Source organism: Sphingomonas sp. GW821-FHT10F09 (assembly GCF_058809195.1).
Window position 1 is genome coordinate 71,163 of record NZ_JBXASI010000002.1, and the last position, 26,150, is coordinate 97,312.

The window sequence follows — 26,150 nt, forward strand, 5'->3', positions numbered from 1 at the left end:
TCAGCGCAGGCCGTCCTCCGCGTCGACGTCCAGCTCGCGCACGCCACGGCGCTGGCGGGCGCGATCGACCAGCTTGCGGATGCCTTCGCGCCGTTCGCGCGCGGCGGGGACGTCGCGCAGCACAAAGCTGGCGTTGCCGGTGGTGCGATCGGACGAGGTGATCGTGATCGTGCCGATATCCGCCATCTGGTTGAGCAGCGAGAAATCGACGCGCACGTCCTTGATCCGGTACAGCTCGATCTCGTCGATCGACTTCATCACGAGGCCGCGCCGCACGATCAGCCGCTGGTCGGTGATCTCATAGGCGGCGCTCATGTTCTGCAGCCATCGGATCGCGATGATGACCAGCCCGACGCCGATGACGCAGGACAGGATCGTCATCCAGCCGAGGAAGCTGCCGAGCAGCCAGCGATTGGTGCTGGACCGGAAGCTGTCGACCGGCCGTTCCGTAGTGTAGCTGCCCACCATGGCACCGACCCTATCCGGCCGGCGGAGCGTGTCAATCACGTGCAACACCTGATGCGGCGAGCTCCGCGTCGATCGCCGCGAGCAGAGCGTCGAGCGCCGCCTGGTCGCCCGCCTCGGCGCGCGCGGTCAGCACGTCCTGCGTGTTCGATGCGCGTAGCAGCCACCAGCCCGACGGCGTCGTCACCCGCACGCCGTCGATCGCCACCACCGCGACGCCGCGCGCCTCCAGCCGCCCGCGCACCTCGTTGATCACCACGAACTTGCGCGCCGGATCGACCGGAAAGCGCAGGTCCGGCGTGTTGACCAGCGGCGGCATCGCCGATCGCAGCTGCGTCAGCGATTGCCCCGACAGATGCACCGCGCGGATCAGCTGCACCGCCGCGTAGAGCGCATCGTCGAATCCGTACCAGCCGCCGTTCGCGCCCGCGCCAAAGAAGATGTGACCGCTCAGCTCGCCCGCGATCGGCGCGTCGTGCGCCAGCATTGCTTCCTTCATCAGGCTGTGGCCGGTCGCGCCCATCACCGGCGTGCCGCCCAGTTCAGCGATGCGGTCAAAGACGAATTGCGACGTCTTTACGTCGGCGACGACGGTTGCGCCACGCAACTCGGCCAGCACCGGCACGATCAGCAAGCTGAGCAGCTGGTCGCCCCACAGCACGCGCCCCTCGCCGTCGACCGCGCCGATCCGGTCTCCGTCGCCGTCGAAGGCGATGCCGAAATCGAGGCCGCGATCGCGCACCAGCGCCTTGAGGTCGGCGAGGTTCGCCTCCTCGGTGGGATCGGGGTGATGGTTGGGGAAGCGGCCGTCGACCTCGCTGTGCAGCAGGTGATGCTCGCCGGGCAGCTGCGCGACCAGCCGTTCGACCGCGGGGCCAGCGGCGCCGTTGCCGCAATCCCAACCGATCCGGAACGTGCCGCCGGCATAGCCCGCCAGCAGCCGCCCGACATAGGCGTCGCAGACCGCGGCGTCGGTGACGCTGCCCGCGCCCTCGCTCCACGCGCCCGCCGCGGCGATGCGGGCGAGGTCCTGCACGTCGGCGCCGTAGAAGGAGCGGTGGCCGAGCACCATCTTGAAGCCGTTGTCGTCGCGCGGATTGTGGCTGCCGGTGACATGAACGCCCGCGTCCACCTCCAGCGTCGCCTCGGCATAATAGAGCATCGGGGTGGGGCCGATGCCGATCCGCACCACGTCGACGCCGCCGGCCGTCAGCCCCGCGACCAGCGCCGCCTCCAGTTCGGGCGACGACAGCCGCCCGTCGCGGCCGACGGCGACGCGGGTGCCGCCCGCCTGCCGTATGCGGGTGGCGAAGCTGCGCCCGATCGCGACGGCGTCGGCGGCACCAAGATTGCGGCCGGTCGTGCCGCGGATGTCATATTCCCGCAGGATCGCAGGGGAGAGGGCGTGCACCATCAGTTCCGCCGCAGCGTCCCGAGCAACAGGTCGCGCGCCGCGTTGATCTCGGTGCTGCGCTCCGCCGATCCGCCGCGATCGGGATGGACGTCGGCGAGCAGACGGCGGTGCGCGCTGCGGATCTCGCCTTCGTCCGCACCGGCGCCGACGCCCAGCACCTGCCGCGCGCGCTGCGCCGCATCCGGCTTCAGCCGTTTGGGGGCGGGCTTCAGGTAACGCCACGCGAGCCAGATCAGCCCGATGGCGATGATCCACTTCATGCGGCGACTTGCGGGGCGGGGGATTCGGGCAGTTGCAGCGCGCTCATCATCTCGCGCAATTCCTGCCGCGAGGCGACATGGCCGAGGCCCATCGCGCCGAATTCCTTCGAATCGATCATCGTCAGCCCGGCGGGGAACAGCTCGCGATAGATCACGCGCTCGCCGAGGCCCGGAATGATGCGAAAGCCGACCCGCTTGGCGAGCTGCCCCAGCGCATCCGACACGCGGCGCATGTTGCGCGCCTCGATATGCTGCAGGCGGTTGCGCAGCACGACCCAGTCGATCTGCGTGCCGTCGGCGCGGGCGCGCTGCTTGCGCGCGTCCCAGATCAGCTCCGAATAGAAACTGGGGCGGGTGACGTTGAACGTCTCCGGATCGACCTGCCCGATCAGGTCGAAATCGACGAAGCTGTCGTTCATCGGCGTGACCAGCGTGTTCGACAGCGCCGCCGCAGTGCGGGCGAAATGGTCGTCGCGGCCGGGGGTGTCGACGATCAGGAAGTCGGCGCCCTCGCTCAGCCGCGACCATTTTTCCTCGAACACCTCTTCGCTGACGCCGTCGTGGGTTTCGTGGACCGGCATCGGCAGCACGCTGCCGGTGCGCTTGATCGTCGCGGCGCGGTTGTCGAGATAGCGGCCGACGGTGCGCTGGCGGTGGTCGAGGTCGAAACAGGCGACCTTCGCCCCCTTGGCGGCAAGCGCGATCGCGACGTGCACCGCGGTCGTCGACTTGCCGGTGCCGCCCTTTTCATTGGCGAAGACGATAACGTGTGGCCCAGCGGGCCGGAGGACATGTGGCCCTTCGGGCACGGTTCGTTCCTTATCGATGGGTTGCGGCTTGCCCGCTCTCGTCCCTCTCCATAGAAGCCGCGCGCTCAATGTTCGAGGGGTTAAACGTGCAGACGGTTCGGGACTTGCAGGGCTTGCGCGACGCCGTGGCCGCGTTCCGGGCGGAGGGCGCGGCGATCGCGCTCGTCCCGACGATGGGCGCACTGCATGCCGGCCATATGGCGCTGGTCGAGGCGGCACGCCGGCCGGGGACGAAGGTGATCGCCTCGATCTTCGTCAACCCGAAGCAATTCGGCCCCAACGAGGATCTCGGCCGCTATCCGCGGCGAGAGGCGGCGGACGCGCGATTGCTCGCCGAACATGGCTGCGACCTGCTGTGGCTGCCGTCGGTCGAGGTCATGTATCCCGCCGGTTTCGCGACCAATATCAGCGTCTCCGGCGTCAGCGACGGCTTCGACGGCGCCGCCCGGCCGGGGCATTTCGACGGGGTCGCGACCGTCGTCACCAAGTTGTTCGGCCAGACCGGCGCAGACATCGCCTATTTCGGCGAGAAGGATTTCCAGCAGCTCGCCGTCATCCGCCGCTTCGTCGCCGACCTCGACCTTGATATCGAGATCGTCGGCGTGCCGACGCAGCGCGACGACGACGGCCTCGCGCTGTCGTCGCGCAACATCTACCTCGACGCGGAGCAGCGGGCGAAGGCGGTGGCCCTGCCGCGGGCGCTCGGCGTCGCGGCGCGGGCGATCTGGCGCGGGGACGATTCCGACGCGGCGCTGGCGGAGGCGCGCGCGACGCTCCATGCGGCGGGATTCGTGGTGGATTACGTCGCGCTCGCCGATGCGGAGACGCTGGCGGAACATCCCTCGGCAGACCGGCCGCGCCGGCTGCTCGCGGCGGCACGGATGGGGTCGACGCGGCTGATCGACAATATCGCGATCGAGCCAAACCTTTGATTAACGAGACTTTGGCGCCGTTAACCATTTTGTAGTGCGAATCGTCCCACTGTGACCCAATGCATATTGGGGGCGGACGATGGCGAACAGTTTCAAGAGTGCGCAGTTTCTTTTAGACAGCCGGATCGAGGACGCGATGCGGGGGCGACCCGAAGCGCTGTTCGATCTGGGCGTCTGCTATCAGACCGGGACCGCGGGGGCGGGGATCGATCTGATCGAAGCGCACAAATGGTTCAACCTCGCCGCCGTGGCCGGGCTTTCCGAAGCTGCCGATGCCCGGGCCGAGGTCGCCGAGGACATGACCGCCCGCGAGATCGCCGAAGCGCAGCGCGCCGCGCGTGCCTGGCTCGGCATGACGCAGCGCCGCGCGGCGTAACCTCGTCCATGTGAAGCGCGCCGGCGGGTAACCAAGCCCGTCATCCCTGCGGAGGCGGGAGCCCGGACGCGCTGACGTTCCGGCTCCATCGCGACCGCTGCGCGTCTGGATTCCCGCCTCCGCGGGGATGACGATCAGGGGGAAGGTGGCCGCTATTCCGCCGTCTTGGCTTTCGCCGGCGCCTTTTTCGCTGCCGGCTTCTTGGCAGGCGCCGCCTTCGCGACTGTCGTCTTCGCCGCCGGCTTCTTCGCCGCGGCCTTCCTGGCGGGTGCCTTCTTCTTCCCCTTCGCCGGTGCCGCGGCGGCGCGATCGTCGATCAGCTGCGCCGCCTCTTCCAGCGTCAGTGCGTCGGGCGTGATCGACTTGGGCAGGGTCGCATTGGTCTCGCCGTCGGTGACGTACGGGCCATAGCGCCCCTCCATCAGTTTGATCTCAAGCTCGGTGCGCGGATGCTTGCCGAGCTCCTTCAGCGGCGCGCGTGCCGCCCCGCGCGCCGGGCGTCCGCCGCCCGCCGCCGTCTCTGCGAGCTTGACGACGGCGGCGTTCATCCCCGTCTCGAACACGTCCGCGGTCGATTGCAGCCGCGCATATTTGCCCGCATGTGCCAGATAGGGCCCATAGCGCCCGATCGACGCGGTGATCGGCTCGCCCGTCTCCGGATGCGTCCCGATCGTCCGCGGCAGGCTCAACAGCTTGAGCGCCCATGCGAGGTCGAGGTCGCCCGGCAGGTCCTTGGGGATCGAGGCGCGCTTCGCCTCCTTGCCCTCGCCGAGCTGGATGTACGGGCCGAACCGCCCCGACTTGCGCTCGACCTCGAGGCCGGTCGCCGGGTCCTTGCCGAGTCCTTCGGGGCCGCTGTCCTCACCCTCTTCGCCACCCGGCTGCGCGAAGCGGCGGGTGTATTTGCATTCGGGATAGTTGGAGCAGGCGATGAACGCACCGAACTTGCCGCCGCGCAGCGCGAGCTTGCCCGCCTCGCACTTTGGGCACAGCCGCGGGTCGGTGCCGTCGCCCTTGTCGGGGAACAGATAGGGCGCGAGGAACTGGTCGAGCTCCGCCGTGATCGCGGAAGGCTGCTGTTCCATCACCTCGGACGTGCGCGGCTTGAAGTCGCGCCAGAAAGCCTCGAGTACCGCCTGCCATTGCGCGCGGCCACCGGAGACGTCGTCCAGTTCCTCCTCCAGTTCGGCGGTATAGTCAAATCCGACGTACTTTTCGAAGAAGCGTTCGAGGAAGGCGGTGACCAGCCGGCCGCTTTCCTCGGCGAAGAAGCGGTTCTTCTCGACGCGGACGTAATTGCGGTCCTTCAGCGTCTTGATGATCGAGGCATAGGTCGACGGGCGGCCGATGCCGAGCTCTTCCATCCGCTTGACCAGCGACGCTTCGGAAAAGCGCGGCGGCGGCTGGGTGAAATGCTGTTCGGCATCGACGCTCTTCTTGGCCGGCGCATCGCCCTCGCGCAGGCGGGGCAGGCGGCGCGCCTCCTCGTCCTGCGAATCGTCCGACCCTTCCTCGTACAAAGCGAGGAAGCCGGGGAAGAGCACGACCTGCCCCGTCGCGCGCAGTATGTTGCGCCCGGTGCCGTCCGCCATCTCGATCGTCGTGCGCTCCATCCGCGCCGAGGCCATCTGGCTGGCGAGCGCGCGCTTCCAGATCAGCTCGTACAGCCGGCCGTGGTCGCCCGATCCGGCGCGGTCCTTGCTGAAATCGGTCGGGCGGATCGCCTCGTGCGCTTCCTGAGCGTTCTTCGCCTTGGTCTGGTACTGGCGCGGCGTATCGGGGACGTAGCTCGCGTCGTAGCGATTGGCGACCGCCAGCCGGGCGGCGGAAATGGCGCTGCCGTCCATCTGCACGCCGTCGGTCCGCATATAGGTGATCGCGCCGTCTTCATAGAGGCCCTGCGCGATCCGCATCGTGTGATCCGCGGAGAAGCCGAGCTTACGCGCCGCCTCCTGCTGCAGCGTCGAGGTGGTGAAGGGCGGCGGCGGGTTGCGCGTCGCCGGCTTGGTCTCGACCGTCTGGACCGAGAACCGCCCTTCCTCGACCGCGGTCTTCGCCTTCAGCGCGTCGCCCTCATTGCCGATCGACAGGCGGTCGAGCTTTCTGCCGTCCCACTGCACCAGTCGCGCGACGAAGGGCGTGCCGTCCTGCTCCATCGCCGCGGTGACCGACCAATATTCCTGCGGGCGGAAGACGTCGATCTCGCGTTCGCGCTGGACGATCAGACGCAGCGCCACCGACTGGACGCGCCCGGCCGACTTGGCGCCGGGCAGCTTGCGCCACAGCACCGGCGAGAGCGTGAAGCCGACCAGATAATCTAGCGCCCGCCGTGCGCGATAGGCGTCGATCAGGTCGGTATCCAGCTCGCGCGGGTTCTGCATCGCCGTCGTCACCGCCGCCTTGGTGATCGCGTTGAAGGTCACCCGCTGCACGTCCTTGGGCAGCGCCTTGCGGTTGCGCAGCACCTCCTGCACGTGCCAGCTGATCGCCTCGCCCTCGCGATCCGGATCGGTCGCCAGGATCAGCCGGTCGGCGGTCTTCGACAGGTCGGCGATCGCCTTCAGCTGCTTGGACTTGTCCGCGTAATTCTCCCACTCCATCGCGAAGCCCTCGTCGGGATTCACCGACCCGTCCCGCGCCGGCAGATCGCGGACGTGACCGTAGGAGGCGAGGACGCGGAAGTCCGAGCCGAGGTACTTTTCGATGGTTTTCGCCTTGGCGGGCGATTCGACGATGACGAGCTGCATGGCGGCGGTTAGGGTCCTTACGTGTACGCGCGAGGGTGGAAAGCCTGACGGGCGGCTGTCAAGAATGATGCCAACGGGGGCTGGCCAATGATGTGGGGTTCGACGAGCCGGGTGCGCAAGGCATGCGGGACCGGGGTGCGATGATCGCTGGATCGCACGATGCCGGGCGCGACCGGCAACAGCTGGAACGGCTGACGTTCTTTTCCGATGCGGTCTTCGCGATCGCGATGACGTTGCTAGTCGTCGAGGTGAAGCTGCCGCACCTGCATCACGCCACCGGCCCCGAACTGGGGCAGGCGCTATGGGGACTGCTGCCGAACTATATCGGATTTCTCGTCAGCTTTCTGGTGCTCGGCCGGTTCTGGCTGGTGCACCATGAGGTGATGGGCCTGCTGCGCGCCGCCAACCGGCGGCTGACGACGGTCAACCTGCTCCTGTTGCTCGCCGTCGCCTTCATGCCGTTCCCGACCGCGGTCATCAGCGAATATGTCCAGCTGCGCGTCGGGATCGGCTTCTATACCGGCTGGCTGATCGTGCTCGGCCTCGTCAACCGGCAGCTGATCCATAGCATCGTCGCATCGCCGGAACTGCTCGATGACGGGGTGAGCGTCGACGACATGCGCCCGATCCTGCGGCGCAGCTGGATCTCGATCGCGATCGGGGTCTGCGCATTCGCCGCCGGCATGGTGACGTGGGTCGCGGCGCTGGTGGTGCTGACCATCGGCAGCCCGATCATCGCGACGCTGGTCGGGCGTCGTGCCGCCCGCAGGGATGCGGCGGCATAGGGCGGTTCAGAGCGTCAGGCTGACCCGGCCGCCGGCGTGGCGTTCCAGCCGGCCGGCCAGCTCCAGTTCCAGCAGCACGGTCTGGAGGATCGCGGGGGCGGCATGGCTCTGGCGGATCAGTTCGTCGACGCCGACCGGCACCGGCCCCAGCAACCCGGTGATCCGCGTCCGGTCGGCATCGCTCGCATCGGCGGCGGGCGGCGGACCGCCATAGGCCGGCGCGGGCGTACGGACGCTGCGCGGGTCGATCGGGCGGAGCTGTTCGAGCACGTCGGCGGCATTCTGGATCAGCGTCGCACCCTCGCGGATCAGCAGGTTGCACCCCTGCGCGCGCGGATCCAGCGGACTGCCCGGCACCGCCATCACCTCGCGCCCCGCCTCGGTCGCCAGCCGTGCGGTGATGAGCGAGCCCGATCGCGGCGCCGCCTCGACCACCACCGTGCCCAGCGCCAGCCCTGCGATGATGCGGTTGCGCGAAGGAAAATGACGGGCGAGCGGCTGCGTGCCCGGCGGCTGTTCGGCGACCAGCAGCCCCTCGGCGGCGACCTGTTCCTGCAAGGCGGCGTTCTCGGGCGGGAAGACGACGTCGACGCCGCTGGCGATGACGCCGATCGTACGGGGCAGGGCGCCGACATGCGCCGCAGTGTCGATGCCGCGGGCAAGGCCGGAAACGATCGTCACCCCCTCGGCCGCCAGCGCATGGGCCAGCGTCCGCGCAAAGCGGCAGGCCGCCGCCGACGCATTGCGCGCGCCGACGATGGCGACGGTCATCGCCCGGGTGAGCGACAGGTCGCCGCGTACGATCAAGGCCGGCGGCGCGGTATCGATCTCGGCGAGCAGCGGCGGGTAATCGGGATCGTCGATGAACAGGTAGCGCGCGCCGAGCCGGTGCGTCGCCGCCATCTCGCGCGCCACCGCGCCCGCGTCGGCCAGCCGGGGCGCCGCACCGCCCCCGCGCCGCGCCAGCGTCGGCAGCATGTCGAGCGCCGCCTCCGCGCTGCCGAAGCGTGCGATCAACTGGCGATAGGTGACGGGGCCGATCCCGCCGGTGCGGATCAGGCGCAGGCGCGTCGCGTCGCGGTCAGCCATCCGGTAGGGCGTCCGCGTCGGCGGAATCCCCGCTGTCCTTCGCGCCGCCGATGCGCGGTTCGGTGCCGTTCGCCAGCCGCTCGATATTGTCGCGATGCTTCCACAGCACGATCGCGGCCAGTGCGAGCACCAGCATGACGAGGTCGAACCGCCCGAACAGCGCGCCGCTGACCGGGGCGCTGATCGCCGCCGCCATGCCCGCGACCGAGGAGATGCGCACGCCGGCGAGCAATCCGATCCAGACCAGCGCATAGACGAGGCCCATCGGCCAGTGCAGCGCGAGCACGATGCCCATCATGGTCGCGACGCCCTTGCCGCCCCGGAAGCGCAGCCAGACCGGATAGCAATGGCCGACGAACGCCGCCGCCGCCGCGATCATGCCGTCGCCGGGGAACAGCCAGTCCGCCAGCCACACCGCCGCGGCCCCTTTCAGCAGGTCGAGCAGCAGCGTCGCCGCCGCCAGCCCCTTGCGCCCGGTGCGCAGCACGTTGGTCGCGCCGATATTGCCCGAGCCGATGCTGCGCAGGTCGCCCGCACCGGCGACGCGCGTCAGGATCACCCCGAACGGGATCGAGCCCAGCAGATAGCCGAGCAGCAGCGCGCACGTCGGTGCGATCCAGAGAACCTCGGTATGCAAGCCTGCCCCTTCCGCAGGACACCATAGCGGGTTCGATGCGGCTTCGCCAATGCCCGTGCAGCAACTTCGGTCAAGATCGGCGCATCGCCGATGGTGGACAAGGCACGCGCGGCGGCTAGAGCCGGAACGATGGAAGCGAGCCCGATCCTGTTCTTCGATTCGGGTGTCGGCGGCCTGTCGGTCGTCGCGCCGACACAGGCGCTGATGCCCGCCGCGCCGATCGTCTATGTGGCCGATTCCGCCGGCTTTCCCTACGGGACCAGGAGCGAGGCGGAGATCGCCGCCCGGGTGCCGGCGCTGCTCGGCCGGCTGGTCGAACGTTTCGCCCCGCGCCTCGTGGTGATCGCGTGCAATACCGCCTCCACCATCGCGCTGCCGGCGGTGCGCGCCGCGCTCGACGTGCCGGTGGTCGGCACGGTGCCCGCGATCAAGCCCGCCGCGCTGGCCAGCCGCACCCGCGTGATCGGCGTGCTGGGGACGGAGGCGACGGTGCGCCAGTCCTATGTCGACGATCTCGCGCAGCGCTTCGCGGGCGATTGCACCGTGCTGCGCCACGGCTCGGCCGAGCTGGTGCAGATGGCGGAGGCGACGCTCGCGGGGCGCCCCGCCGATCCCGCCCGCTACCGTGCGGTGCTGGCGGGGTTGTTCGACCAGCCGGGCGGCGACCGGATCGACGTCATCGTCAACGCCTGCACGCATTTCCCGCTGGTCGGGGCGGAACTCACCGCCGCGGCGCCGCCGCGCATGCGCTTCGTCGACGGCGGCCCGGGAATTGCCCGCCGAATCGCCTTTCTGACGCAAGGGCAGGACTGGCCGACGGGTGTGCCACGCCATCGCGCGGTGTTCACCCGGCTGGGGGATGCAGAGCGTGCGCTCGCCCCGGCGCTGGCACGCTACGGAATCGACACGCTGGAGGCGCTGTAAGCGTTTGGCCTGCGGGCGATGCGGGCGGGGTGGGACAAAATGCCCAAGCCGATCGATCACCCTGAGGACTTTTATCCACTGGCAAGCCGTCGCCCGCGCAGTTACATGGCGTTTCCATGAGCAGCGACGGCACGGACGTGCGCGTGGATTATACGCGTGTCTTCACCCAGGCGATCGATCGCCTCCATGCCGAAGGCCGGTACCGGGTCTTCATCGACATCCTCCGCAACAAGGGGATGTTTCCCAACGCGCGCTGCTTCGCCGGGCATAACGGGCCCAAGCCGATCACCGTCTGGTGTTCCAACGATTACCTCGCGATGGGCCAGCATCCCAAGGTGATCGAGGCGATGGAAGAGGCGCTGCACGATGTCGGCGCCGGCTCCGGCGGCACCCGCAACATCGGCGGCAACACGCATTACCATATCGATCTGGAGCATGAGCTCGCCGACCTGCACGGCAAGGAATCGGCGTTGCTGTTCACCAGCGGCTATGTCTCGAACGAGGCGACGCTGTCGACGCTCGCCAAGATCCTGCCCGGCTGTGTGATCTTTTCCGACGAACTCAACCATGCCTCGATGATCGCGGGGATCCGCAACGCGGGCTGCGAGAAGCGCATCTTCCGCCACAACGACCTCGCGCACCTCGAGGAACTGCTCGCCGCCGAGGACCCGTCGGTGCCGAAGCTGATCGCGTTCGAGAGCGTTTATTCGATGGAGGCCGACGTCGCGCCGATCGTAGCGATCTGCGACCTCGCCGACAAATACAATGCGCTGACCTATCTCGACGAAGTCCATGCGGTCGGCATGTACGGCGCGCGCGGCGGCGGCATTTCCGAACAGGAAGGCGTCGCGCACCGGCTGACGATCATCGAGGGCACTCTCGGCAAGGCGTTCGGCGTGATGGGGGGCTATATCGCCGCCGACCAGACGATCGTCGACGTCATCCGCAGCTATGCGCCGGGCTTCATCTTCACCACCAGCCTGTCGCCGGTGCTGGTCGCGGGCGTGCTGGCGAGCGTCCGCCACCTGAAGGCGTCCAGCATCGAACGCGAGGGGCAGCAGGCGTCGGCGACCTTGCTCAAGACGATGCTCGACGAAGCCGGCCTGCCGGTGATGCTGGGCGACACGCATATCGTCCCGATCCTGGTCGGCGATCCGGTGAAGGCTAAGCGGATCAGCGACATCCTGCTCGCCGAATACGGCGTCTACGTCCAGCCGATCAACTATCCCACGGTGCCGCGCGGCACCGAACGGCTGCGCTTCACGCCGGGGCCGAGCCATACGCCCGCGATGATGCGAGAGCTGACCGATGCGCTGGTCGAGATCTGGAGCCGGCTGGAACTGCGCAAGGCCGCCTGACCGGATCAGGCCCCCGGCGGCGGCGGGGCCATCAACCTGCGGCGAGGCCGCAGAGGATGCCCGACAGGATCGTCAGGCCGCCGAGACCGATCGACAGCGGGATGCGCATCGCCATCCAGCCGTCCGGCGCGATGCCGCCATCGGTCAGGCGGCGATCGATCAGCAGGGTCATGACGACCGCCGATCCCAGCAGCACCAGCGCCCAGTGCATCGCGACGATATGGCCGATCGACAGCAGGATCAGGCCGGCGCCGAACAGCGACGGCACCACCGCCCAGCTGGCGATATGGCCCTGGCCCCAGGCGGCATGCTCGGTCGTCCGCATCGCGAACCCCCACCAGATGCCGCCCAGAAAGCTGAGGATCAGCGTCGCATAGCCGAAGGCGAAGAACGGGCCGACGTCGCTGGTGCCGCCGAAGAAGCAGGTGGCGACCGCCGCGATCTGCGGCAGCAGCCCGGCATAACCGAGGATCAGGGGCGATTCGCCGACGCTGCCGGCGGTCTTGCGAAGCGCGGGATCGGTCATGGACGCGGGCCGCATCGGTGCGGGGAAGGGGGCGGCATGGGCTTATCCTAGGTTTACTCGCGTGCCGGTCCAAGCGCGCGAGCGACCCGGAGCGTTCCGCCCGAAAGTGTGGCAATTGCGGTCGCGGATCGCTAAGGCGCGCTGCATCCCCTCCTCCTGCCCGTTGGGACGCCCGCTTGCGCATCGCCTTTGCCTCCGATCACGCCGCCGTCGCGCTGAAGGCGCTGCTGTTCGACCATGCCGCCGGTCTGGGGCACGAGACGATCGATCTGGGGCCGGAAACGGATGCGCGCGTCGATTATCCCGATTTCGGCTACAAGCTCGCCGACGCGATCGCCGCGGGCGCGGCCGACGTCGGCGTCGCGCTCTGCGGATCGGGCATCGGCATCTCGATCGCGGTCAACCGCAACCCCGCGTGCCGCTGCGCGCTCGTGTCCGAGCCCCTGTCCGCCACGCTGGCCCGCAACCACAACGACGCCAACGTCGTCGCGATGGGTGCGCGCGTGATCGGGCCCGATCTCGCCAAGGCCTGTCTCGAAGCCTTCCTCGCCGCCCCGTTCGAGGGCGGCCGTCACCAGAACCGCGTCGACAAACTGTCGGATAAGGACTGACCCCATGAGCACCCAGCCCAACGATTTCAGCGACATCCGCCCCGATGGCTTCTTCAGCCAGACCCTCGCCGACGCGGATCCCGCGATCTTCGCCGGGATTGCTCACGAACTGGAGCGCGAACAGACGCAGATCGAACTGATCGCGTCGGAAAATATCGTGTCCAAAGCGGTGCTGGAGGCGCAGGGCTCGGTCTTCACCAACAAATATGCCGAAGGCTATCCGGGCAAGCGCTATTACCAGGGCTGCGCCCCGTCCGACGAGGTCGAGACGCTGGCGATCGAGCGCGCCAAGCAGATCTTCGGCTGCGGTTTCGTCAACGTCCAGCCGCATTCGGGCGCGCAGGCGAACGGCGCGGTGATGCTGGCGCTGGTTAAGCCGGGCGAGACGATCCTCGGCATGAGCCTCGATGCCGGTGGCCACCTGACCCATGGCGCGCGCGCGGCGATGTCGGGCAAGTGGTTCAACGCGATCCAATATGGCGTCGATGCGACCACCCACCTGATCGACTATGACGAGGTCGAGCGGCTCGCGGTCGAGCATAACCCGAAACTCATCATCGCCGGCGGCAGCGCCTATCCGCGCGTCATCGACTTCGCCCGCTTCCGCGCCATCGCCGACAAGGTCGGCGCCTATTTCATGGTCGACATGGCGCATTTCGCCGGCATCGTCGCCGCCGGCCTGCACCCGACACCGTTCGGCCATGCGCATGTCGTCACCACCACCACGCACAAGACGCTGCGCGGCCCGCGCGGCGGCATGATCCTGACCGATGACGAGGCGCTGGCCAAGAAGATTAACTCGGCGGTCTTCCCCGGCCTGCAGGGCGGTCCGCTCATGCACGTCATCGCCGCCAAGGCGGTCGCGTTCGGCGAGGCGCTGCAGCCCGGCTACAAGAGCTACATCGCCGCGGTGGTGGAGAACGCCAAGGTGCTCGCCGCGACGCTCAAGGAGCGCGGCTCCGACGTCGTGTCGGGCGGTACCGACACGCATCTGGCGCTGATCGACCTCACGCCGCTGGGCATCACCGGCCGCGACGCGGACGAGGCGCTGGAGCGCGCCGGCATCACCTGCAACAAGAACGGCATCCCCAACGATCCGCTGCCGCCGGTCAAGACCAGCGGCATTCGCGTCGGCTCGCCCGCCGGCACCACCCGCGGCTTCGGCCCCGCCGAGTTCCGCGAGATCGGCCATATGGTCGCCGACGTGCTCGACGGTCTGGCGAAGAAGGGCGAACACGGGGACCCGGAGGTCGAGGCGAACGTTCGGACCCGCGTGCGTGCCTTGTGCGCGCGCTTCCCCATCTACCAAGGATAAGCCATGTCGAAGATCGAAGAGGTTCAGGCCACCGTCAAGAACACCCCGGGGCTCGGCAAGAAGATGGCCAAATATGGTGCGATCGGTGCGGTCGTGGCGATTCCGATCCCCTTCGTCGGCCCGGTGCTCGGTGCGCTGGTCGGTGCGGGCGTCGCCTACGCCAAGCGCAAGGATTGACGATCTGAATGCGTTGCCCGTTCTGCGGCCATGAAGACAGCCAGGTGAAGGACAGCCGCCCCACGGAAGATGGGGCGGCGATCCGACGGCGGCGCCAGTGCGAGGGCTGCGCGGCGCGCTTCACCACGTTCGAACGCATCCAGCTGCGCGACCTGTGGGTGCTCAAGAGCAACGCCGCGGGTGGCGTCCGGCGCGAGGCGTTCGATCGCGAGAAGCTGCTGCGTTCGGTATCGATCGCGACGCGCAAACGTCCGATCGAACCGGTCCGGATCGAGAAGCTGGTCAGCGGCATCCAGCGCCAGCTCGAGACGCAGGGCGAGAGCGAAGTGTCGTCGAAGCGGATCGGCGAAATGGTGATGGACGGGCTTAAGGGCCTCGACTCGGTCGCCTATATCCGCTTCGCCAGCGTCTATCGCGATTTCAGCGAGGCGCGCGATTTCGAGGAGTTCGCCGGCACCGTCGAACAGGCAGGGCGCGTCGAATGAATCCCGTTATCGTACTGGTCCGCCCGCAGCTCGGCGAGAATATCGGCAAGGCCGCGCGCGCCATGCTCAATTTCGGCCTCACCGACATGCGCTTGGTCAGCCCGCGCGACGGCTGGCCCAACCCGATGTCAGGCCCCGCCGCCAGCGGCGCCGACGTCGTGCTGGAACGCGCGCAGGTCTTCGACAGCGTCGCCGATGCGGTCGCTGACTGCGCCCATGTCTACGCCACCACGGTGCGCAAGCGCGGCGTCACCAAGCCGGTGGTGACGCCCGAGGTCGCCGCGCGCGACGTGCATGCCGCGCCGGAGCGCTCGGCAATCCTGTTCGGTCCGGAACGCTCGGGGCTGGAAACCGACGACGTCGCGCTGGCGCGCACGATCATCACCGTGCCGATCAATCCCGAATTCGGCAGCCTCAACCTCGCGCAGGCGGTGATCCTCGTCGCCTACGAATGGTCGAAGGGGCAGTCCCTCGCGCAACCCTCGATCAACCCGATCGAACCGGCCGCGCCGCACGAGGAACTGGAGGGCATGATCCGCCAGCTCGACGCGATGCTGGAGCGCGCCAACTTCTTCTTCCCCCCCGAACGCGTCGTCACCACGCGCCGGACGCTGCGCACGTTGCTCACCAAGCCGGGCTGGTCGTCGCAGGAGGTGCGGACGATGCGCGGCGTCCTGTCCGCCCTCGATGGCGCGAAGGCGCGGCGTGTCCAGGCGCAGCAGCCCTGAGGCCGACCGTCACGGCGAACGCAGCGACGCATCGGGACGCTCAGCGCGCGTCGAAGGCCGCTAGTTCGTAGGCGATCGACGCCTCGACCAGCCGTTCCCACAAGTCCGCGACGATATCGCCCGGCAATCCCAGCCGCTCCGCCTCGGCGCGCGCATTGGCGATCACCGCGGCTTTCCGGGGTTCATCACGAACATGGCCGCGCTCGGGTTTGATCCTGGCCGCGGCATCCATATAGGCGAAGCGTCGCGCGAGCAGCGCGACCAGCTCGCGATCGAGCGCATCGACGCCGGCACGGACCTCGGTCATCGTGGTGCAGTCGGGGCCGGGAAGGGTGCTGGGGAGAACGGTCGTCATGGTCCGCCGTGTGGCGATCCGTCGCGCGCCTGTCCAGCTTGACTTGCTTGGGTGCTCCGGCTAGGCGCCCGCCTTCGCAACAGCCCCCGCACCCCGGTGAAGCGGATGGCCTGCCTCCTTCGGGATCAGCAGAGCGATACCGGGATCAGCCCTGCCGCATGGCTTGCCATGGGGTGGGACCACGTCGTTACAGTTGCCAAGGAATAATTATGTCGAAGCGCCATAGCGCCAAGCACAAGCTCGACCGTCGTCTCGGCGAGAACATCTGGGGCCGGCCGAAGTCGCCGGTCAACAAGCGCGAATACGGCCCGGGCCAGCACGGCCAGCGCCGCAAGGGTAAGGTGTCGGACTTCGGCATCCAGCTGCGCGCCAAGCAGAAGCTCAAGGGCTATTACGGCGACGTCACCGAGAAGCAGTTCCGCGCCTGCTATCACGAGGCCGCCCGCATGAAGGGCGATACCAGCCAGAACCTGATCGGCCTGCTTGAACAGCGCCTCGACATGATCGTCTATCGCGCCAAGTTCGCGCCGACGATTTTCGCTGCCCGCCAGATCGTCAGCCACGGCCACATCCGCGTTAACGGTGTGAAGTGCAACATCGCATCGCGCCGCTGCTTCGTCGGCGATGAGATCACGTTGGGCAACAAGGCCAAGGAAATGGCGCTGGTGCTCGAAGCGCAGAACCTCGCCGAGCGCGAGATCCCCGATTACGTCGCGCCGGACGGAAACGCCAAGATCACCTTCGTCCGCGTGCCGACGCTCGACGAGGTGCCTTACCCGGTGAAGATGGAGCCGAATCTGGTCGTCGAGTTCTACTCGCGCTGATCCGGGTTATCCGGTTTCGGATTTGGAAAGGGCGGTCCTGCGGGGCCGCCCTTTTTGATTCGCGTGCCGGTGCTGCGCGTGATCCAATGTGATGCGCGCAGAGGCGCAGAGGACGCGGAGGGTGGCCCGCTCGGACGATCCGGGCGGCTCCCGATGTTGCGTGAAGTGCCTCCGGCGTGGCGCGCGTCTTTCTCCGCGTCCTCCGCGCCTCTGCGCGCAAAAACCCCGTCTCCCACAACCGTGGACAAGCCGCCGCCCCGGCGGCAAAAGGCGCGCAACGCTGCCCAGTCCATGCGGAGTATCCGATGCGTCGTTTCGTCCTTGCCGCCCTGCTCGCCACGCCGGCAATGGTGGCTGCCCAGACCGCCCCGCAGATTTCGGTCGACACGCTGAAGGCGGTCACCAAGACGCTCTCCTCAGACGCGTTCGAAGGGCGCGCGCCCGGCAGTGCCGGCGAGGAGAAGACACTAGCCTATCTCCAGCAGCAGTTCGAGAAGGCGGGGTTGAAGCCCGGCAACAAGGGCCGATGGCTGCAGGACGTGCCGCTGGTCGAGATCACCGCGCAGGCCGTCACGCCGCTGACGATCACCGGCGGCAAGACCCCGCTCAGCCTCGCCTACGGCCCCGACATGGTCGTCGGCACCTATCGCGTCACCCCGCATATCGACGTGAAGAACAGCGACGTCGTCTTCGCCGGCTATGGCATCGTCGCGCCGGAAAAGGGCTGGAACGATTATGCCGGCCTCGACGTGAAGGGAAAGACGGTCGTCGTCCTCATCAACGATCCCGACTGGCAGACGCAGGGACTGACCGGCCCGTTCAACGGCCGCGCGATGACCTATTACGGGCGCTGGACCTATAAATATGAGGAAGCGGCGCGGCAGGGCGCGGCGGCGGTCCTGATCGTCCACCAGACCGAACCGGCCGCCTATGGCTGGAACGTCGTTCAGTCGAGCAACACCGGCGCGGCACATGTCGCCGATGCCGCCAACGGCCATATGGACGACACCGCCGCGCATGGCTGGATCCAGCTCGACAAGGCGCGCGCCTTGTTCGCCAGCGCCGGCAAGGACTTTGACGCGCTCGCCGCTGCGGCGAAGGTCAAGGGCTTCAAACCCGTGCCGCTCGGGGTGAAGGCGTCGGTCAGCTTCGACAACCAGATAAAGAAGCAGATCTCGCACAACGTCGTCGGCATCCTGCCGGGCCGCGCCGCACCCGACGAATATGTCCTGCTGTCGGCGCACTGGGATCACCTCGGCCGCTGCACGCCGGTCAATGGCGACGACATCTGCAACGGCGCGGTCGACAATGCCGACGGCACCGCGGCGCTGGTCGCGCTGGCGGAGGCGAATGCCAAGGCCGGCCCCGCGCGCCGGTCGATGGTGTTCGTCGCGCTCACCGCCGAGGAATCGGGCTTGCTCGGTTCGGCCTATTATGGCGAGAACCCGGTCTATCCGCTGGCCAAGACCGTCGGCGGAGCCAATATGGATGCGTTAGCCATGTACGGCCCGTCGAAGGACGTGATCGTCATCGGCCCCGGCAAGTCGCAGCTCGACGACTATCTGACCGCCGCGCTCAAGCGGCAGGGCCGCACCGCGACGCCGGAGCCAACCCCGGAAAAGGGCTTTTACTACCGCTCCGACCATTTCAGCCTGGCGAAGCACGGCGTGCCGATGGTCTATTTCGAAACCGGACAGAATCTCGTCAACGGCGGCCTCGCCGCCGGACGGGCGGCGGCGAAGGATTACGAGGAGAATCGCTATCACGCGCCCTCCGACGAATATGATCCCAACTGGGACTGGAGCGGGGTGCAGCAGGACGTCGCGCTTTATTATATGCTGAGCCGCGATCTGGCGGAGAGCCGCGCCTGGCCAAACTGGATGCCGGGCGACGAATTCCGCGCCATCCGCGACCGGAGTCGCGCCACCGTGACGGGAGCCGCCAAGTGAAGTCGACGATCGCTCCGCCCGCCGAATGGGCACCGCACAAGGCGGTATGGATCGGTTTCCCGAGCCATCCCGAATTGTGGGAGGACGACCTCGACCCCGCGCGCGCGGAGGTGGTCACCTTCGCCCGTGCCGTGCATGCGGAGGGTCGCGGCGAAACCGTGATCCTCGTCGCCGCCGATGCCGAGGCCGGCGCCGCGGCGACCGCGATGGCGCCGTTCGCCGAGGTGGTGGTCGAACCGTTCGGCGACATCTGGCTGCGCGACACCGGCCCGATCGTGCTCGGCACCGGCGAGGCGCGCGATTTCGGCTTCAACGGCTGGGGCGGCAAATACGACCTGCCCGGCGACGACACGATCGGGCTGCGGCTGGCGAAACAGCGCGGCAAGCCGGTCGGCTATTGCAACTGGGTGCTCGAAGGCGGCGCGATCGACGGCGACGGCACCGGCGTCGTCGTCACGACCGAACAATGCCTGCTCAACCCCAATCGCAACCCCACGCTGGACAAGGCGCAGATCGAGGCGCGACTGCGCGACGACCTCGGCCTGACGCGGGTGGTGTGGCTCGGCGACGGGCTGCTCAACGACCATACCGACGGCCATGTCGACAACCTCGCGCGCTTCGTCGCGCCGGGGCGGCTCGCGCTGCCGGAGGCGGCGGAAAACGACCCGAACTGGCAGGTCTACCAATATGCCGCGCGCGACGCCTATGCGGCGGGGCTGGAAGTGGTGACGATCCCGTCGCCGGGCCGCGTGCTGCGCGACGAGGAGGTCGTGCCGGCGAGCTACATGAACTTCTACATCGGCAACGCCGCGGTGGTGGTGCCGCTCTACGGCAGCGAGAACGACGCTGCCGCGGTGGCGGCGATCCAGGCGCTGTTCCCGGATCGCGAGGCGGTGGGCCTGCGCGCCGACCATATCCTCACCGGCGGCGGCAGCTTCCACTGCATCAGCCAGCAGATCCCGGCGCAGGGGTGACGCGCCGGGTCTGCGGCCCTATGTGGCGCGCATGACCCAGATCACCGTCGCCGCGCTGCAACTCGGTTTCTCGAACGACATCGATGCCAGTATCGCCAACGTCTCGCGGCTGGTCCGCGAGGCGGCGGCGCAGGGCGCGCAGGTGATCCTGCCGCCTGAATTGTTCGAGGGCGAATATTTCTGCCGCGTCGAGGACGAGGGGCTGTTCGCCAACGCCGCGCCCGTCGGCGAACACAAGGCGGTGCTCGCGATGCAGGCGCTGGCCGAGGCGCTGAAGGTGACGATCCCGACCAGCTTCTTCGAGGCGGACGGCCCGCATCACTATAACAGCCTAGCGATGATCGGTCCCGATGGCGAGGTGCAGGGCGTCTATCGCAAGAGCCACATTCCGGACGGCCCCGGATATGAAGAGAAATTCTATTTCCGCCCCGGCAACACCGGGTTCAAGGTCTGGCCGGCGCCGCCGACCGCACCCGGCTGGACGCTGGGCGTCGGCGTGTGCTGGGACCAATGGTATCCGGAAACCGCGCGCGCGATGATGCTGATGGGCGCGGAACTGCTCTTCTACCCCACCGCGATCGGCAGCGAGCCGCATGACACCAGCCTCGACACCGCCCGGCTGTGGCGGCGCGCGATGGTCGGCCATGCGGTGTCGAACGTCGTGCCGGTGATCGCCGCCAACCGCATCGGCGTCGAACACGGCCAGACCTTCTACGGCACCAGCTTCATCACCGACGAGCGCGGCGACATCCTCGCCGAGCTTGGTCGGGAGGAGGAGGGCGTGATCGTCGCGACGCTCGACCTGCAGCGGATCCGGCGGCACCGCGCGGCCTTCGGCTTCTTCCGCGATCGCCGGCCGGAGCTGTATGGTCGGCTGGTTCAGGACATCTGATTGAGCGCCACCGCGCGCGCGAACACCGCGTCGAACATCTCTTCGGTCAGGCGGCCGGTGTTCTGGTTGTAGCGCGACGGGTGGTAGCTATCGATCAGGATCCGCCCGTCGGGCATGCGATGCTCAGCGAGATGCGCGAAGGTCGCCTTGGGCAGCCGGCCGCCCATCACCTTCACCGCCGACTGGTGCGCGATCTGGCCGAGCGCGACGACGACGCGGACGTTGGGCAGGGCGGCGACCTCGCCGTCGAGGAACGGGCGGCAAGTGCGGATTTCTTCCGGCGTCGGCTTGTTGGCGGGCGGCAGGCATTTGACCGCGTTGAGGATCATCGCGCCGGTCAGCGCGACGTCGTCGTTGGCGCGATTGGCATAGGTGCCCGTGCACAGGCCGAAGCGGCCGAGCGTCGCGAACAGCAATGCGCCCGAATGGTCGCCGGTGAACGGCCGCCCCGTCCGGTTCGCGCCGTGCAGCCCCGGCGCGAGGCCGACAATCGCCAGCCACGCTTCGGGATCGCCGAAGGGGGGGACGGGCGCGTTCCACCAGGTCGGATTGTCCTGCCGCAGCGCGTCGCGCGCTGCGACGAGGCGGGGGCAGCGCGGGCAATCGTGCGGCGGTTCGACCGGCGCGATCGGGCCGGGGACGAGCGAACTGGGTGCTAAGGTCATCGCGCTCGCCTAAAGCGGGCGGATGGCGACGGCAATCTATGCGATCGGGATCGGGTCGAACCGGCGGGGACGACACGGCGGCCCGCATCGCGAGGTGCGCGCGGCGATCGCGGCGCTCGGCGCCGTCGTCGCCTGCGCGCGAATCATGGATTCGGCACCGCTCGGCCCGTCGATCCGCCGCTTTGCCAACACCGCGGTGCTGATCGCCAGCGACGAATCACCGCCGATGCTGCTCGCGCGGCTGAAGCGGATCGAGGCGGCGTTCGGGCGGCGGCGCGGGCGGCGCTGGGGCGCGCGGGTGATCGATCTCGACATCCTGCTCTGGTCGGGCGGCGTCTGGCGCGATCCGCGGCTGACGGTGCCGCATGTCGGGCTGGCGCAGCGCACCTTCGTCCTGCGCCCGCTAGTCGACATCGCGCCGGACTGGCGCGATCCGGCGAGCCGAAGAACGATACGACAATTGTCCCATAGTGTTGACCGACCGCGCCCCCGCCCCTAGGTGCGCGGACGCGATGGCGGGGGTCCGTAGCTCAGTCGGTAGAGCAAGCGACTTTTAATCGAGAGGTCCCGGGTTCGAGCCCCGGCGGACCCACCATCGACGCTTTCCGGGGGCATCTACCCGGTCCCAAAACATCCCAAGAACCGCAGAAATCCGCCATTTCCTTGTGGTCGGGTGTCCCATCGGCTATCATGCAATCAACCGACATCGGGGGGCATGCGTGGGGGCATTTTCGGGAAGAGTGGGGGCATCGTGGCACTGACCGATACCCAGGCGCGTAAGGCTGTGGCCTCCGATCGGGACTACAAGCTGGCCGATTCGGGCGGCCTCTACCTGTTCGTCACGAAAAACGGCTTCAAATCCTGGCGTTGGAAGTATCGATTTGCAGGAAAAGAAAAGCGCCTGACGTTTGGCCCGTACCCGGAGGTGTCGCTGAAGGAAGCGCGCGAGCGTCGGGATCAGGCACGGGCCGAGCTGCGGGGTAACAAGGATCCCGGCGTCGAGGATCGCAAGCGCGAGATGCGAGCGCATGCCTCGGCGGGTGCGACCTTCAAGGCTGTCGGGCAGCGCTGGTACGAGGCGCAATGCCCCCGCTGGTCGCCGGTACAGCGCAAGAAGGTCATCCAGGCGCTGGAGAGGGACATCTACCCTGAGATCGGCTCTCTGCCGCTTCTGGACGTGGATGGGCCAATGATCCTGCGCATGCTCCGCAAGGTCGAGGCCCGCGGCGCGATCGACACCGCCAAGCGGCTGCGCCAGCACGTCTCGGGCATCTTCCAGTTCGGTATGGCCGAGGGACTGGTGCCGGGCGATCCGGCCGTCGGGATCAAGAAGGCGCTGAAGCCGACGCCGACGGGTGGCAAGCAGCCGGCGTTGAAGGATCTGGCGGCGGCGCGAAAGCTCCTCGCCGATATGGAGGCGTCGACGTCCGGCCCCCTGACCAAGCTCGCCTCAAAGCTGCTGGCGTTGACTGCCGTCCGGCCGGGCATCCTGCGCGCGGTGCCGTGGAAGGAATTCGAGGGCATCGACTGGACCGATCCCGATGCCCCCGCGCCGGGGGCATTGTGGCGCGTCCCGGCCGAGCGGATGAAGCTGGCGCTGGAGAACAAGGCCGACGAGGCGTTCGAGCACGTCGTGCCGCTGTCCTGGCAGGCGGTGGAGGTTCTGCACGAGGCTCGCCGGCTCACCGGCCGCTTCCCTTATGTCTTCCACAGCGTGCGATCGACGCACCAGCCGATGAGCGAGAACACGCTGGGCTATATGTACTCGCGCAACGGTTACAGCGGCCGGCACGTCCCGCATGGCTGGCGGTCGACCTTCTCCACCATCATGAACGAGCGAGCTGTCGAGCAGCGCCGGCCGGACGATCGCGCAATCATCGATGCGATGCTGGCTCACAGGCCGAAGGGCGAGTCCGGGTCGGAGATGGCGTACAACCGCGCTGCCTATATGCCGCGGCGTCGGGAGATCGCGCAGGATTGGGCGGATTTGCTGTTCGACGGCGTCCAACACGATGGGGTGCCGGCATGACACTCCATCAGCGGCGCACCTTAGTCAGTCGATAGGCCGGTCAAATGATGACGCGGCGGGCATTAACCCTTTGCCTGACGCCCGCGCCAAACGCCGGGATATAACCCTTGCACAGCTCTGAAGTTTTTCTGCCAGTCCGCCCTCCGCTCGGCCTTCTCCGGATCTGGATCGAGAAGTGGCGATTGGGCAGCGGCTTCTAGTACCGCATCAACGTTGTTCGCCATCTCGTCGGCGCCGTTCGCTACGCGATTGATCGCTTGTAATGCTCGGCCGCGGATGCTGACGGGTAGTTGGTCTAACTTAAAGCGTCGTAGGCCTAAGACACCCTTCGCTATTTGCTCGCTACAATCGCTGAGGCGCGTCCTTATGTCACGCAGCCGACGGAGCGATTGTCGGTTCAAATCCAAAGCCTCGACGGAGAATTCGCCCACATTCGAGGTAGGGTCGATACGGTGGCCACTGGCAGTAAAGTGCTCATCCCAGATGTCGGCATCGGGACGATAAAAACGATAGCCGTTGGCGAACGCATCGGGAGGCGGCGTTAGGTCGGTCTTTAACCGATTACATTCGTCGCAAGCGTACATTAAATTTACATATGTATCTTCAAGATCGGGCCGAGCAGATTGAGGCTCATAGTGGTCAATCTGAAAAGACAATCCTTGCGCTTCATACTCGGAGAGCGAGCAATAGCCGCAGGAATAAATGAAATCTCTTCGTAGGGACTGACGATAGCTTGAGTAGGGCAAACCTTCCTGAACTATCGAGCGAACAACCAGCGGTGTTGGGCGAACATCGTCGTTGGCAGCTACTGCGCCATGGCTGCCCGTTCCCAAACTCACCGACGCCGCCCCTTCGGCGCATGAACCTCGAGTTCGCGCATAAGGTGAGCTATGTCGTTTCCGATGCTCTCATACAGAGAGACGGCAGCCTCTAAGGCGTCCAACGTTTCGCCATGCCTAGCATCTTGGATTCTGTCTAAATTCCACCGCACCAGCGCGAGACGACGATCTTCACCTCTGCTCAGACCGCCAGCGAACTTTTTTTTGATCAGCGACTGCCGTTCGGTGAGAAGGCTCTCCACTTCTCTCTCCTTCACACTGGCCGCGTTCAAACGCCCCGCCCGCCTCGCGGCTATCGCGTTCAGACTGCCATCGCCCCCACGGAATGGCTTGAGGAATGCAACGCTGTCACCAGCGGTGCCCCCAAGGCTGGCGCCCGCCCGCTGAGAATCGATGCTTAGATCGCTCCCAAGCGGAGCGATGTTGGCGGTGTTAGTCGCCCCGATCATACAAACCTCCCTCAGCCACCCTTTCGAAATAGGCGAGCGCCTCACGCTTTCCACTACTGAGAGCGTCAGCCACCGCCGACTTGTTTGAGCCGAAGGTTTTCAAAAAGGTGCGCTGCCAATCCAATTGCAGCGTCACAAGCGTTTCAGGCGGTTCCGGCAACGTCAGCGTATGAGTGCACTTTTCGATGGTCTTTGCGTCTTCCTTCAGACGCGTCGTCATAGAAATATTAAATGTCTCGGCTCCTCCTCCAAGTGGCCGAGCAACTTGATCGAACAAGTCTACAATGCCAGGGGGGGCGTCCTCTAGAACGACCTGCGTCAGGGAGACGATCCCGATACGCTTCACCCGTCTTGGCGACACACCAGATAGGATATCGACCGCCTCAAGCAACCGATTAGTTACCGTCTCAAGTAGTTCGGTGAACGGCTCGGCCTGTGAGATCAACTCCATAGTGGGCGGGCCAGCGCTTGCTGCCTTTGCTCGTATCCTGTGGTTGAAGGCAACAGAGACGTTGCTTTGATCGAAGGTGTACCTGAACCCTGACTCGGTGTTGAATACCAACTGAAACGGGTCCATCGATTCGACAGAGAATGCCGGGCGATCCTTATCGAGCTCGCGGTTGAGCACTGGCGACATGGCTGCCAGATACTCTTCAGAGGGGCGGAACGACGGTTCGTATCGAACGCCTATGATGGGCGTCGACGCTAGACTGTCACACCAGCTCACATGCTTCTCCTGCTCGCGTTGTCTCATCGCGTACATCATTTGCCTTGAGGACGCGAGAAGCGACAAGGTTAACCGCGCCGATTTGCTCATCCTGCATCGAAAGTGAAGCGCAGGGCGCTATGGCGCCACCATTGCTCGACCTGCCGCAATTGGAGGGCCTGGTTCATCTGCTGTCTTAGAGACGCGTGCGATGGCGGCGCGATACCGAAACTATTGACAGGAAATGACATGGACCGCGGCACCGAAGAGGCGTTGAAGGCGATCATCAATGGGCTCGCTGAAGCCCAAGCGGAGGGCGGCGATCTCGTCGAGGCAATCGGCCGGTCACTCGCGGCTGCATCGTATTCGTGCGGGGATGCTGGCGACCCCTTCACCGCGGGCGAGCTTGCCAGACTGGCGCGTTGGACTGGCTCAAAAGCTGCAGTGCCCGTTTGATCCGGATGCGTGGCGTCGTTCGGCGCAAAGGGGCTATGTCTTTGTTTGACCGGCTGACCAACGATTCCCTTCATCGCTAAACGTAAGCAATGCTGCATCTTTTAAATCATGGTTTCGTACCTCTCGTTCCGGCCATTCAGGCTGGCACGATTGAAGGAATCTCGGGTGCAAGCAGGCGTTGTCGATTACGATAAATTGGTATTGGCGGAACTCGACGCGGCGGCAGGCTCAACGTCTAAGGAGAAGCAACGATCGCATTTGGATATGGCGGCGCAATATGCCGCGCTCGGTGAGCGCGACCGCGCCGGCCCGCGCACTTTCTTTATGCTAGGCGAGGCGCCGACGGCGAAGCCTAGGTAATGATACCGTAATTT

At 66.9% G+C, this 26,150-nt stretch carries 31 protein-coding genes and 1 tRNA gene; 19 read left to right on the forward strand and 13 right to left on the reverse strand.

Features of this window, described 5'->3' with window-relative positions; translation table 11 throughout:
- The 4 genes from AC1RTO_RS08300 to AC1RTO_RS08315 are packed head-to-tail and all read right to left on the reverse strand — an operon-like array spanning window position 1 to window position 2,948.
- Window positions 1–507: a PH domain-containing protein gene (locus tag AC1RTO_RS08300; RefSeq protein WP_493160407.1), complete on the reverse strand. Its 507-nt coding sequence runs from the start codon at window positions 505–507 to the stop codon at window positions 1–3.
- A complete protein-coding gene (gene pgmG / locus AC1RTO_RS08305) occupies window positions 500–1,879 on the reverse strand; it encodes a phosphoglucomutase/phosphomannomutase PgmG (protein ID WP_493160408.1) in 1,380 nt (459 codons plus the stop codon). The genes AC1RTO_RS08300 and pgmG overlap by 8 nt, the downstream gene beginning before the upstream one ends.
- Window positions 1,879–2,139 carry a J domain-containing protein gene (locus tag AC1RTO_RS08310; protein ID WP_493160409.1) on the reverse strand — a complete coding sequence of 87 codons (261 nt, stop codon included), beginning with the start codon at window positions 2,137–2,139 and terminating at the stop codon, window positions 1,879–1,881. The genes pgmG and AC1RTO_RS08310 overlap by 1 nt, the downstream gene beginning before the upstream one ends.
- On the reverse strand, window positions 2,136–2,948 hold the full coding sequence (locus tag AC1RTO_RS08315; RefSeq protein WP_493160410.1) for a division plane positioning ATPase MipZ: 813 nt from the start codon (window positions 2,946–2,948) through the stop codon (window positions 2,136–2,138). The genes AC1RTO_RS08310 and AC1RTO_RS08315 overlap by 4 nt, the downstream gene beginning before the upstream one ends.
- 86 nt (window positions 2,949–3,034) lie before the next feature.
- On the opposite strand from AC1RTO_RS08315, the gene panC reads away from it, so the two are divergent.
- Together panC and AC1RTO_RS08325 are read left to right on the forward strand one after the other, a co-directional pair.
- Entirely contained in the window at window positions 3,035–3,880 is an 846-nt protein-coding gene (panC, locus tag AC1RTO_RS08320) for a pantoate--beta-alanine ligase (RefSeq protein ID WP_493160411.1), read from the forward strand.
- A gap of 79 nt (window positions 3,881–3,959) precedes the next feature.
- A complete protein-coding gene (locus AC1RTO_RS08325) occupies window positions 3,960–4,256 on the forward strand; it encodes a hypothetical protein (RefSeq protein ID WP_493160412.1) in 297 nt (98 codons plus the stop codon).
- A 152-nt stretch (window positions 4,257–4,408) separates the two neighbouring features.
- Here AC1RTO_RS08325 and topA read toward each other — a convergent pair whose 3' ends face one another.
- Window positions 4,409–7,003: a type I DNA topoisomerase gene (gene topA / locus AC1RTO_RS08330; RefSeq protein ID WP_493160413.1), complete on the reverse strand. Its 2,595-nt coding sequence runs from the start codon at window positions 7,001–7,003 to the stop codon at window positions 4,409–4,411.
- A 140-nt stretch (window positions 7,004–7,143) separates the two neighbouring features.
- On the opposite strand from topA, the gene AC1RTO_RS08335 reads away from it, so the two are divergent.
- Window positions 7,144–7,788, forward strand: a complete 645-nt coding sequence (locus AC1RTO_RS08335; RefSeq protein ID WP_493160414.1) for a TMEM175 family protein — start codon at window positions 7,144–7,146, stop codon at window positions 7,786–7,788.
- A gap of 6 nt (window positions 7,789–7,794) precedes the next feature.
- Here AC1RTO_RS08335 and dprA read toward each other — a convergent pair whose 3' ends face one another.
- Entirely contained in the window at window positions 7,795–8,877 is a 1,083-nt protein-coding gene (dprA, locus tag AC1RTO_RS08340) for a DNA-processing protein DprA (protein WP_493160415.1), read from the reverse strand.
- Window positions 8,870–9,514, reverse strand: a complete 645-nt coding sequence (gene plsY, locus AC1RTO_RS08345; RefSeq protein ID WP_493160416.1) for a glycerol-3-phosphate 1-O-acyltransferase PlsY — start codon at window positions 9,512–9,514, stop codon at window positions 8,870–8,872. The genes dprA and plsY overlap by 8 nt, the downstream gene beginning before the upstream one ends.
- Window positions 9,515–9,643: 129 nt before the next feature.
- Between plsY and murI the strand changes: the two genes are divergently transcribed.
- Together murI and hemA are read left to right on the forward strand one after the other, a co-directional pair.
- Window positions 9,644–10,438, forward strand: coding sequence for a glutamate racemase (gene murI / locus AC1RTO_RS08350; protein WP_493160417.1), 795 nt, complete (start codon window positions 9,644–9,646; stop codon window positions 10,436–10,438).
- Between the two features lie 116 nt (window positions 10,439–10,554).
- Window positions 10,555–11,796 (forward strand): 5-aminolevulinate synthase, encoded by a 1,242-nt coding sequence (gene hemA, locus AC1RTO_RS08355; protein WP_493160418.1) that lies wholly within the window; start codon window positions 10,555–10,557, stop codon window positions 11,794–11,796.
- Window positions 11,797–11,827: 31 nt separating this feature from the next.
- Here hemA and AC1RTO_RS08360 read toward each other — a convergent pair whose 3' ends face one another.
- Window positions 11,828–12,322, reverse strand: coding sequence for a DUF3429 domain-containing protein (locus AC1RTO_RS08360; RefSeq protein ID WP_493160419.1), 495 nt, complete (start codon window positions 12,320–12,322; stop codon window positions 11,828–11,830).
- Between the two features lie 176 nt (window positions 12,323–12,498).
- Between AC1RTO_RS08360 and rpiB the strand changes: the two genes are divergently transcribed.
- The 5 genes from rpiB to AC1RTO_RS08385 are packed head-to-tail and all read left to right on the forward strand — an operon-like array spanning window position 12,499 to window position 15,638.
- On the forward strand, window positions 12,499–12,933 hold the full coding sequence (rpiB, locus tag AC1RTO_RS08365; RefSeq protein ID WP_493160420.1) for a ribose 5-phosphate isomerase B: 435 nt from the start codon (window positions 12,499–12,501) through the stop codon (window positions 12,931–12,933).
- 4 nt (window positions 12,934–12,937) lie between these two features.
- On the forward strand, window positions 12,938–14,248 hold the full coding sequence (gene glyA, locus AC1RTO_RS08370; RefSeq protein ID WP_493160421.1) for a serine hydroxymethyltransferase: 1,311 nt from the start codon (window positions 12,938–12,940) through the stop codon (window positions 14,246–14,248).
- A 3-nt stretch (window positions 14,249–14,251) separates the two neighbouring features.
- The gene (locus AC1RTO_RS08375) at window positions 14,252–14,425 is read left to right on the forward strand and encodes a small multi-drug export protein (protein ID WP_166753199.1); all 174 of its coding nucleotides are present in this window, start codon (window positions 14,252–14,254) and stop codon (window positions 14,423–14,425) included.
- 8 nt (window positions 14,426–14,433) lie between these two features.
- Window positions 14,434–14,910: a transcriptional regulator NrdR gene (nrdR, locus tag AC1RTO_RS08380; RefSeq protein WP_493160422.1), complete on the forward strand. Its 477-nt coding sequence runs from the start codon at window positions 14,434–14,436 to the stop codon at window positions 14,908–14,910.
- On the forward strand, window positions 14,907–15,638 hold the full coding sequence (locus tag AC1RTO_RS08385) for an RNA methyltransferase (RefSeq protein WP_493160423.1): 732 nt from the start codon (window positions 14,907–14,909) through the stop codon (window positions 15,636–15,638). The genes nrdR and AC1RTO_RS08385 overlap by 4 nt, the downstream gene beginning before the upstream one ends.
- 40 nt (window positions 15,639–15,678) lie before the next feature.
- Here the strand turns inward: AC1RTO_RS08385 and AC1RTO_RS08390 are convergent, their stop codons facing one another.
- Entirely contained in the window at window positions 15,679–15,993 is a 315-nt protein-coding gene (locus AC1RTO_RS08390) for a chorismate mutase (protein ID WP_493160424.1), read from the reverse strand.
- A gap of 209 nt (window positions 15,994–16,202) precedes the next feature.
- On the opposite strand from AC1RTO_RS08390, the gene rpsD reads away from it, so the two are divergent.
- The 4 genes from rpsD to aguB all read left to right on the forward strand — a co-directional run bounded on the left by rpsD (window position 16,203) and on the right by aguB (window position 20,632).
- Entirely contained in the window at window positions 16,203–16,817 is a 615-nt protein-coding gene (gene rpsD / locus AC1RTO_RS08395; RefSeq protein WP_293874593.1) for a 30S ribosomal protein S4, read from the forward strand.
- Window positions 16,818–17,122: 305 nt separating this feature from the next.
- Window positions 17,123–18,766 carry a M28 family metallopeptidase gene (locus tag AC1RTO_RS08400; protein ID WP_493160425.1) on the forward strand — a complete coding sequence of 548 codons (1,644 nt, stop codon included), beginning with the start codon at window positions 17,123–17,125 and terminating at the stop codon, window positions 18,764–18,766.
- The gene (locus tag AC1RTO_RS08405) at window positions 18,763–19,740 is read left to right on the forward strand and encodes an agmatine deiminase family protein (protein WP_493160426.1); all 978 of its coding nucleotides are present in this window, start codon (window positions 18,763–18,765) and stop codon (window positions 19,738–19,740) included. Before AC1RTO_RS08400 ends, AC1RTO_RS08405 begins: the two co-directional genes overlap by 4 nt.
- A gap of 31 nt (window positions 19,741–19,771) precedes the next feature.
- Window positions 19,772–20,632, forward strand: a complete 861-nt coding sequence (gene aguB, locus AC1RTO_RS08410; RefSeq protein ID WP_493160427.1) for an N-carbamoylputrescine amidase — start codon at window positions 19,772–19,774, stop codon at window positions 20,630–20,632.
- On the opposite strand, the gene AC1RTO_RS08415 is transcribed toward aguB, so the two are convergent.
- Complete coding sequence (locus AC1RTO_RS08415) at window positions 20,620–21,297, reverse strand: uracil-DNA glycosylase (protein WP_493160428.1); 678 nt, start codon at window positions 21,295–21,297, stop codon at window positions 20,620–20,622. The genes aguB and AC1RTO_RS08415 overlap by 13 nt on opposite strands.
- A gap of 22 nt (window positions 21,298–21,319) precedes the next feature.
- Between AC1RTO_RS08415 and folK the strand changes: the two genes are divergently transcribed.
- The 3 genes from folK to AC1RTO_RS08430 all read left to right on the forward strand — a co-directional run bounded on the left by folK (window position 21,320) and on the right by AC1RTO_RS08430 (window position 23,326).
- Complete coding sequence (gene folK / locus AC1RTO_RS08420) at window positions 21,320–21,796, forward strand: 2-amino-4-hydroxy-6-hydroxymethyldihydropteridine diphosphokinase (RefSeq protein WP_493160429.1); 477 nt, start codon at window positions 21,320–21,322, stop codon at window positions 21,794–21,796.
- Window positions 21,797–21,816: 20 nt separating this feature from the next.
- A tRNA-Lys gene (locus AC1RTO_RS08425) sits at window positions 21,817–21,892 on the forward strand.
- 156 nt (window positions 21,893–22,048) lie between these two features.
- Window positions 22,049–23,326, forward strand: a complete 1,278-nt coding sequence (locus AC1RTO_RS08430) for a tyrosine-type recombinase/integrase (RefSeq protein ID WP_493160430.1) — start codon at window positions 22,049–22,051, stop codon at window positions 23,324–23,326.
- Between the two features lie 62 nt (window positions 23,327–23,388).
- Here AC1RTO_RS08430 and AC1RTO_RS08435 read toward each other — a convergent pair whose 3' ends face one another.
- From AC1RTO_RS08435 to AC1RTO_RS08445, 3 genes are read right to left on the reverse strand one after another with little or no spacing between them, the layout of a single operon-like run.
- On the reverse strand, window positions 23,389–24,165 hold the full coding sequence (locus tag AC1RTO_RS08435) for an HNH endonuclease (RefSeq protein WP_493160431.1): 777 nt from the start codon (window positions 24,163–24,165) through the stop codon (window positions 23,389–23,391).
- Window positions 24,162–24,614, reverse strand: a complete 453-nt coding sequence (locus AC1RTO_RS08440) for a hypothetical protein (protein WP_493160432.1) — start codon at window positions 24,612–24,614, stop codon at window positions 24,162–24,164. Before AC1RTO_RS08440 ends, AC1RTO_RS08435 begins: the two co-directional genes overlap by 4 nt.
- Window positions 24,598–25,431 carry a hypothetical protein gene (locus AC1RTO_RS08445; protein WP_493160433.1) on the reverse strand — a complete coding sequence of 278 codons (834 nt, stop codon included), beginning with the start codon at window positions 25,429–25,431 and terminating at the stop codon, window positions 24,598–24,600. The genes AC1RTO_RS08440 and AC1RTO_RS08445 overlap by 17 nt, the downstream gene beginning before the upstream one ends.
- A gap of 138 nt (window positions 25,432–25,569) precedes the next feature.
- Between AC1RTO_RS08445 and AC1RTO_RS08450 the strand changes: the two genes are divergently transcribed.
- Together AC1RTO_RS08450 and AC1RTO_RS08455 are read left to right on the forward strand one after the other, a co-directional pair.
- Window positions 25,570–25,776: a hypothetical protein gene (locus AC1RTO_RS08450; RefSeq protein ID WP_493160434.1), complete on the forward strand. Its 207-nt coding sequence runs from the start codon at window positions 25,570–25,572 to the stop codon at window positions 25,774–25,776.
- 108 nt (window positions 25,777–25,884) lie between these two features.
- Window positions 25,885–26,136: a hypothetical protein gene (locus AC1RTO_RS08455; protein WP_493160435.1), complete on the forward strand. Its 252-nt coding sequence runs from the start codon at window positions 25,885–25,887 to the stop codon at window positions 26,134–26,136.
- Window positions 26,137–26,150 lie beyond the last annotated feature (14 nt).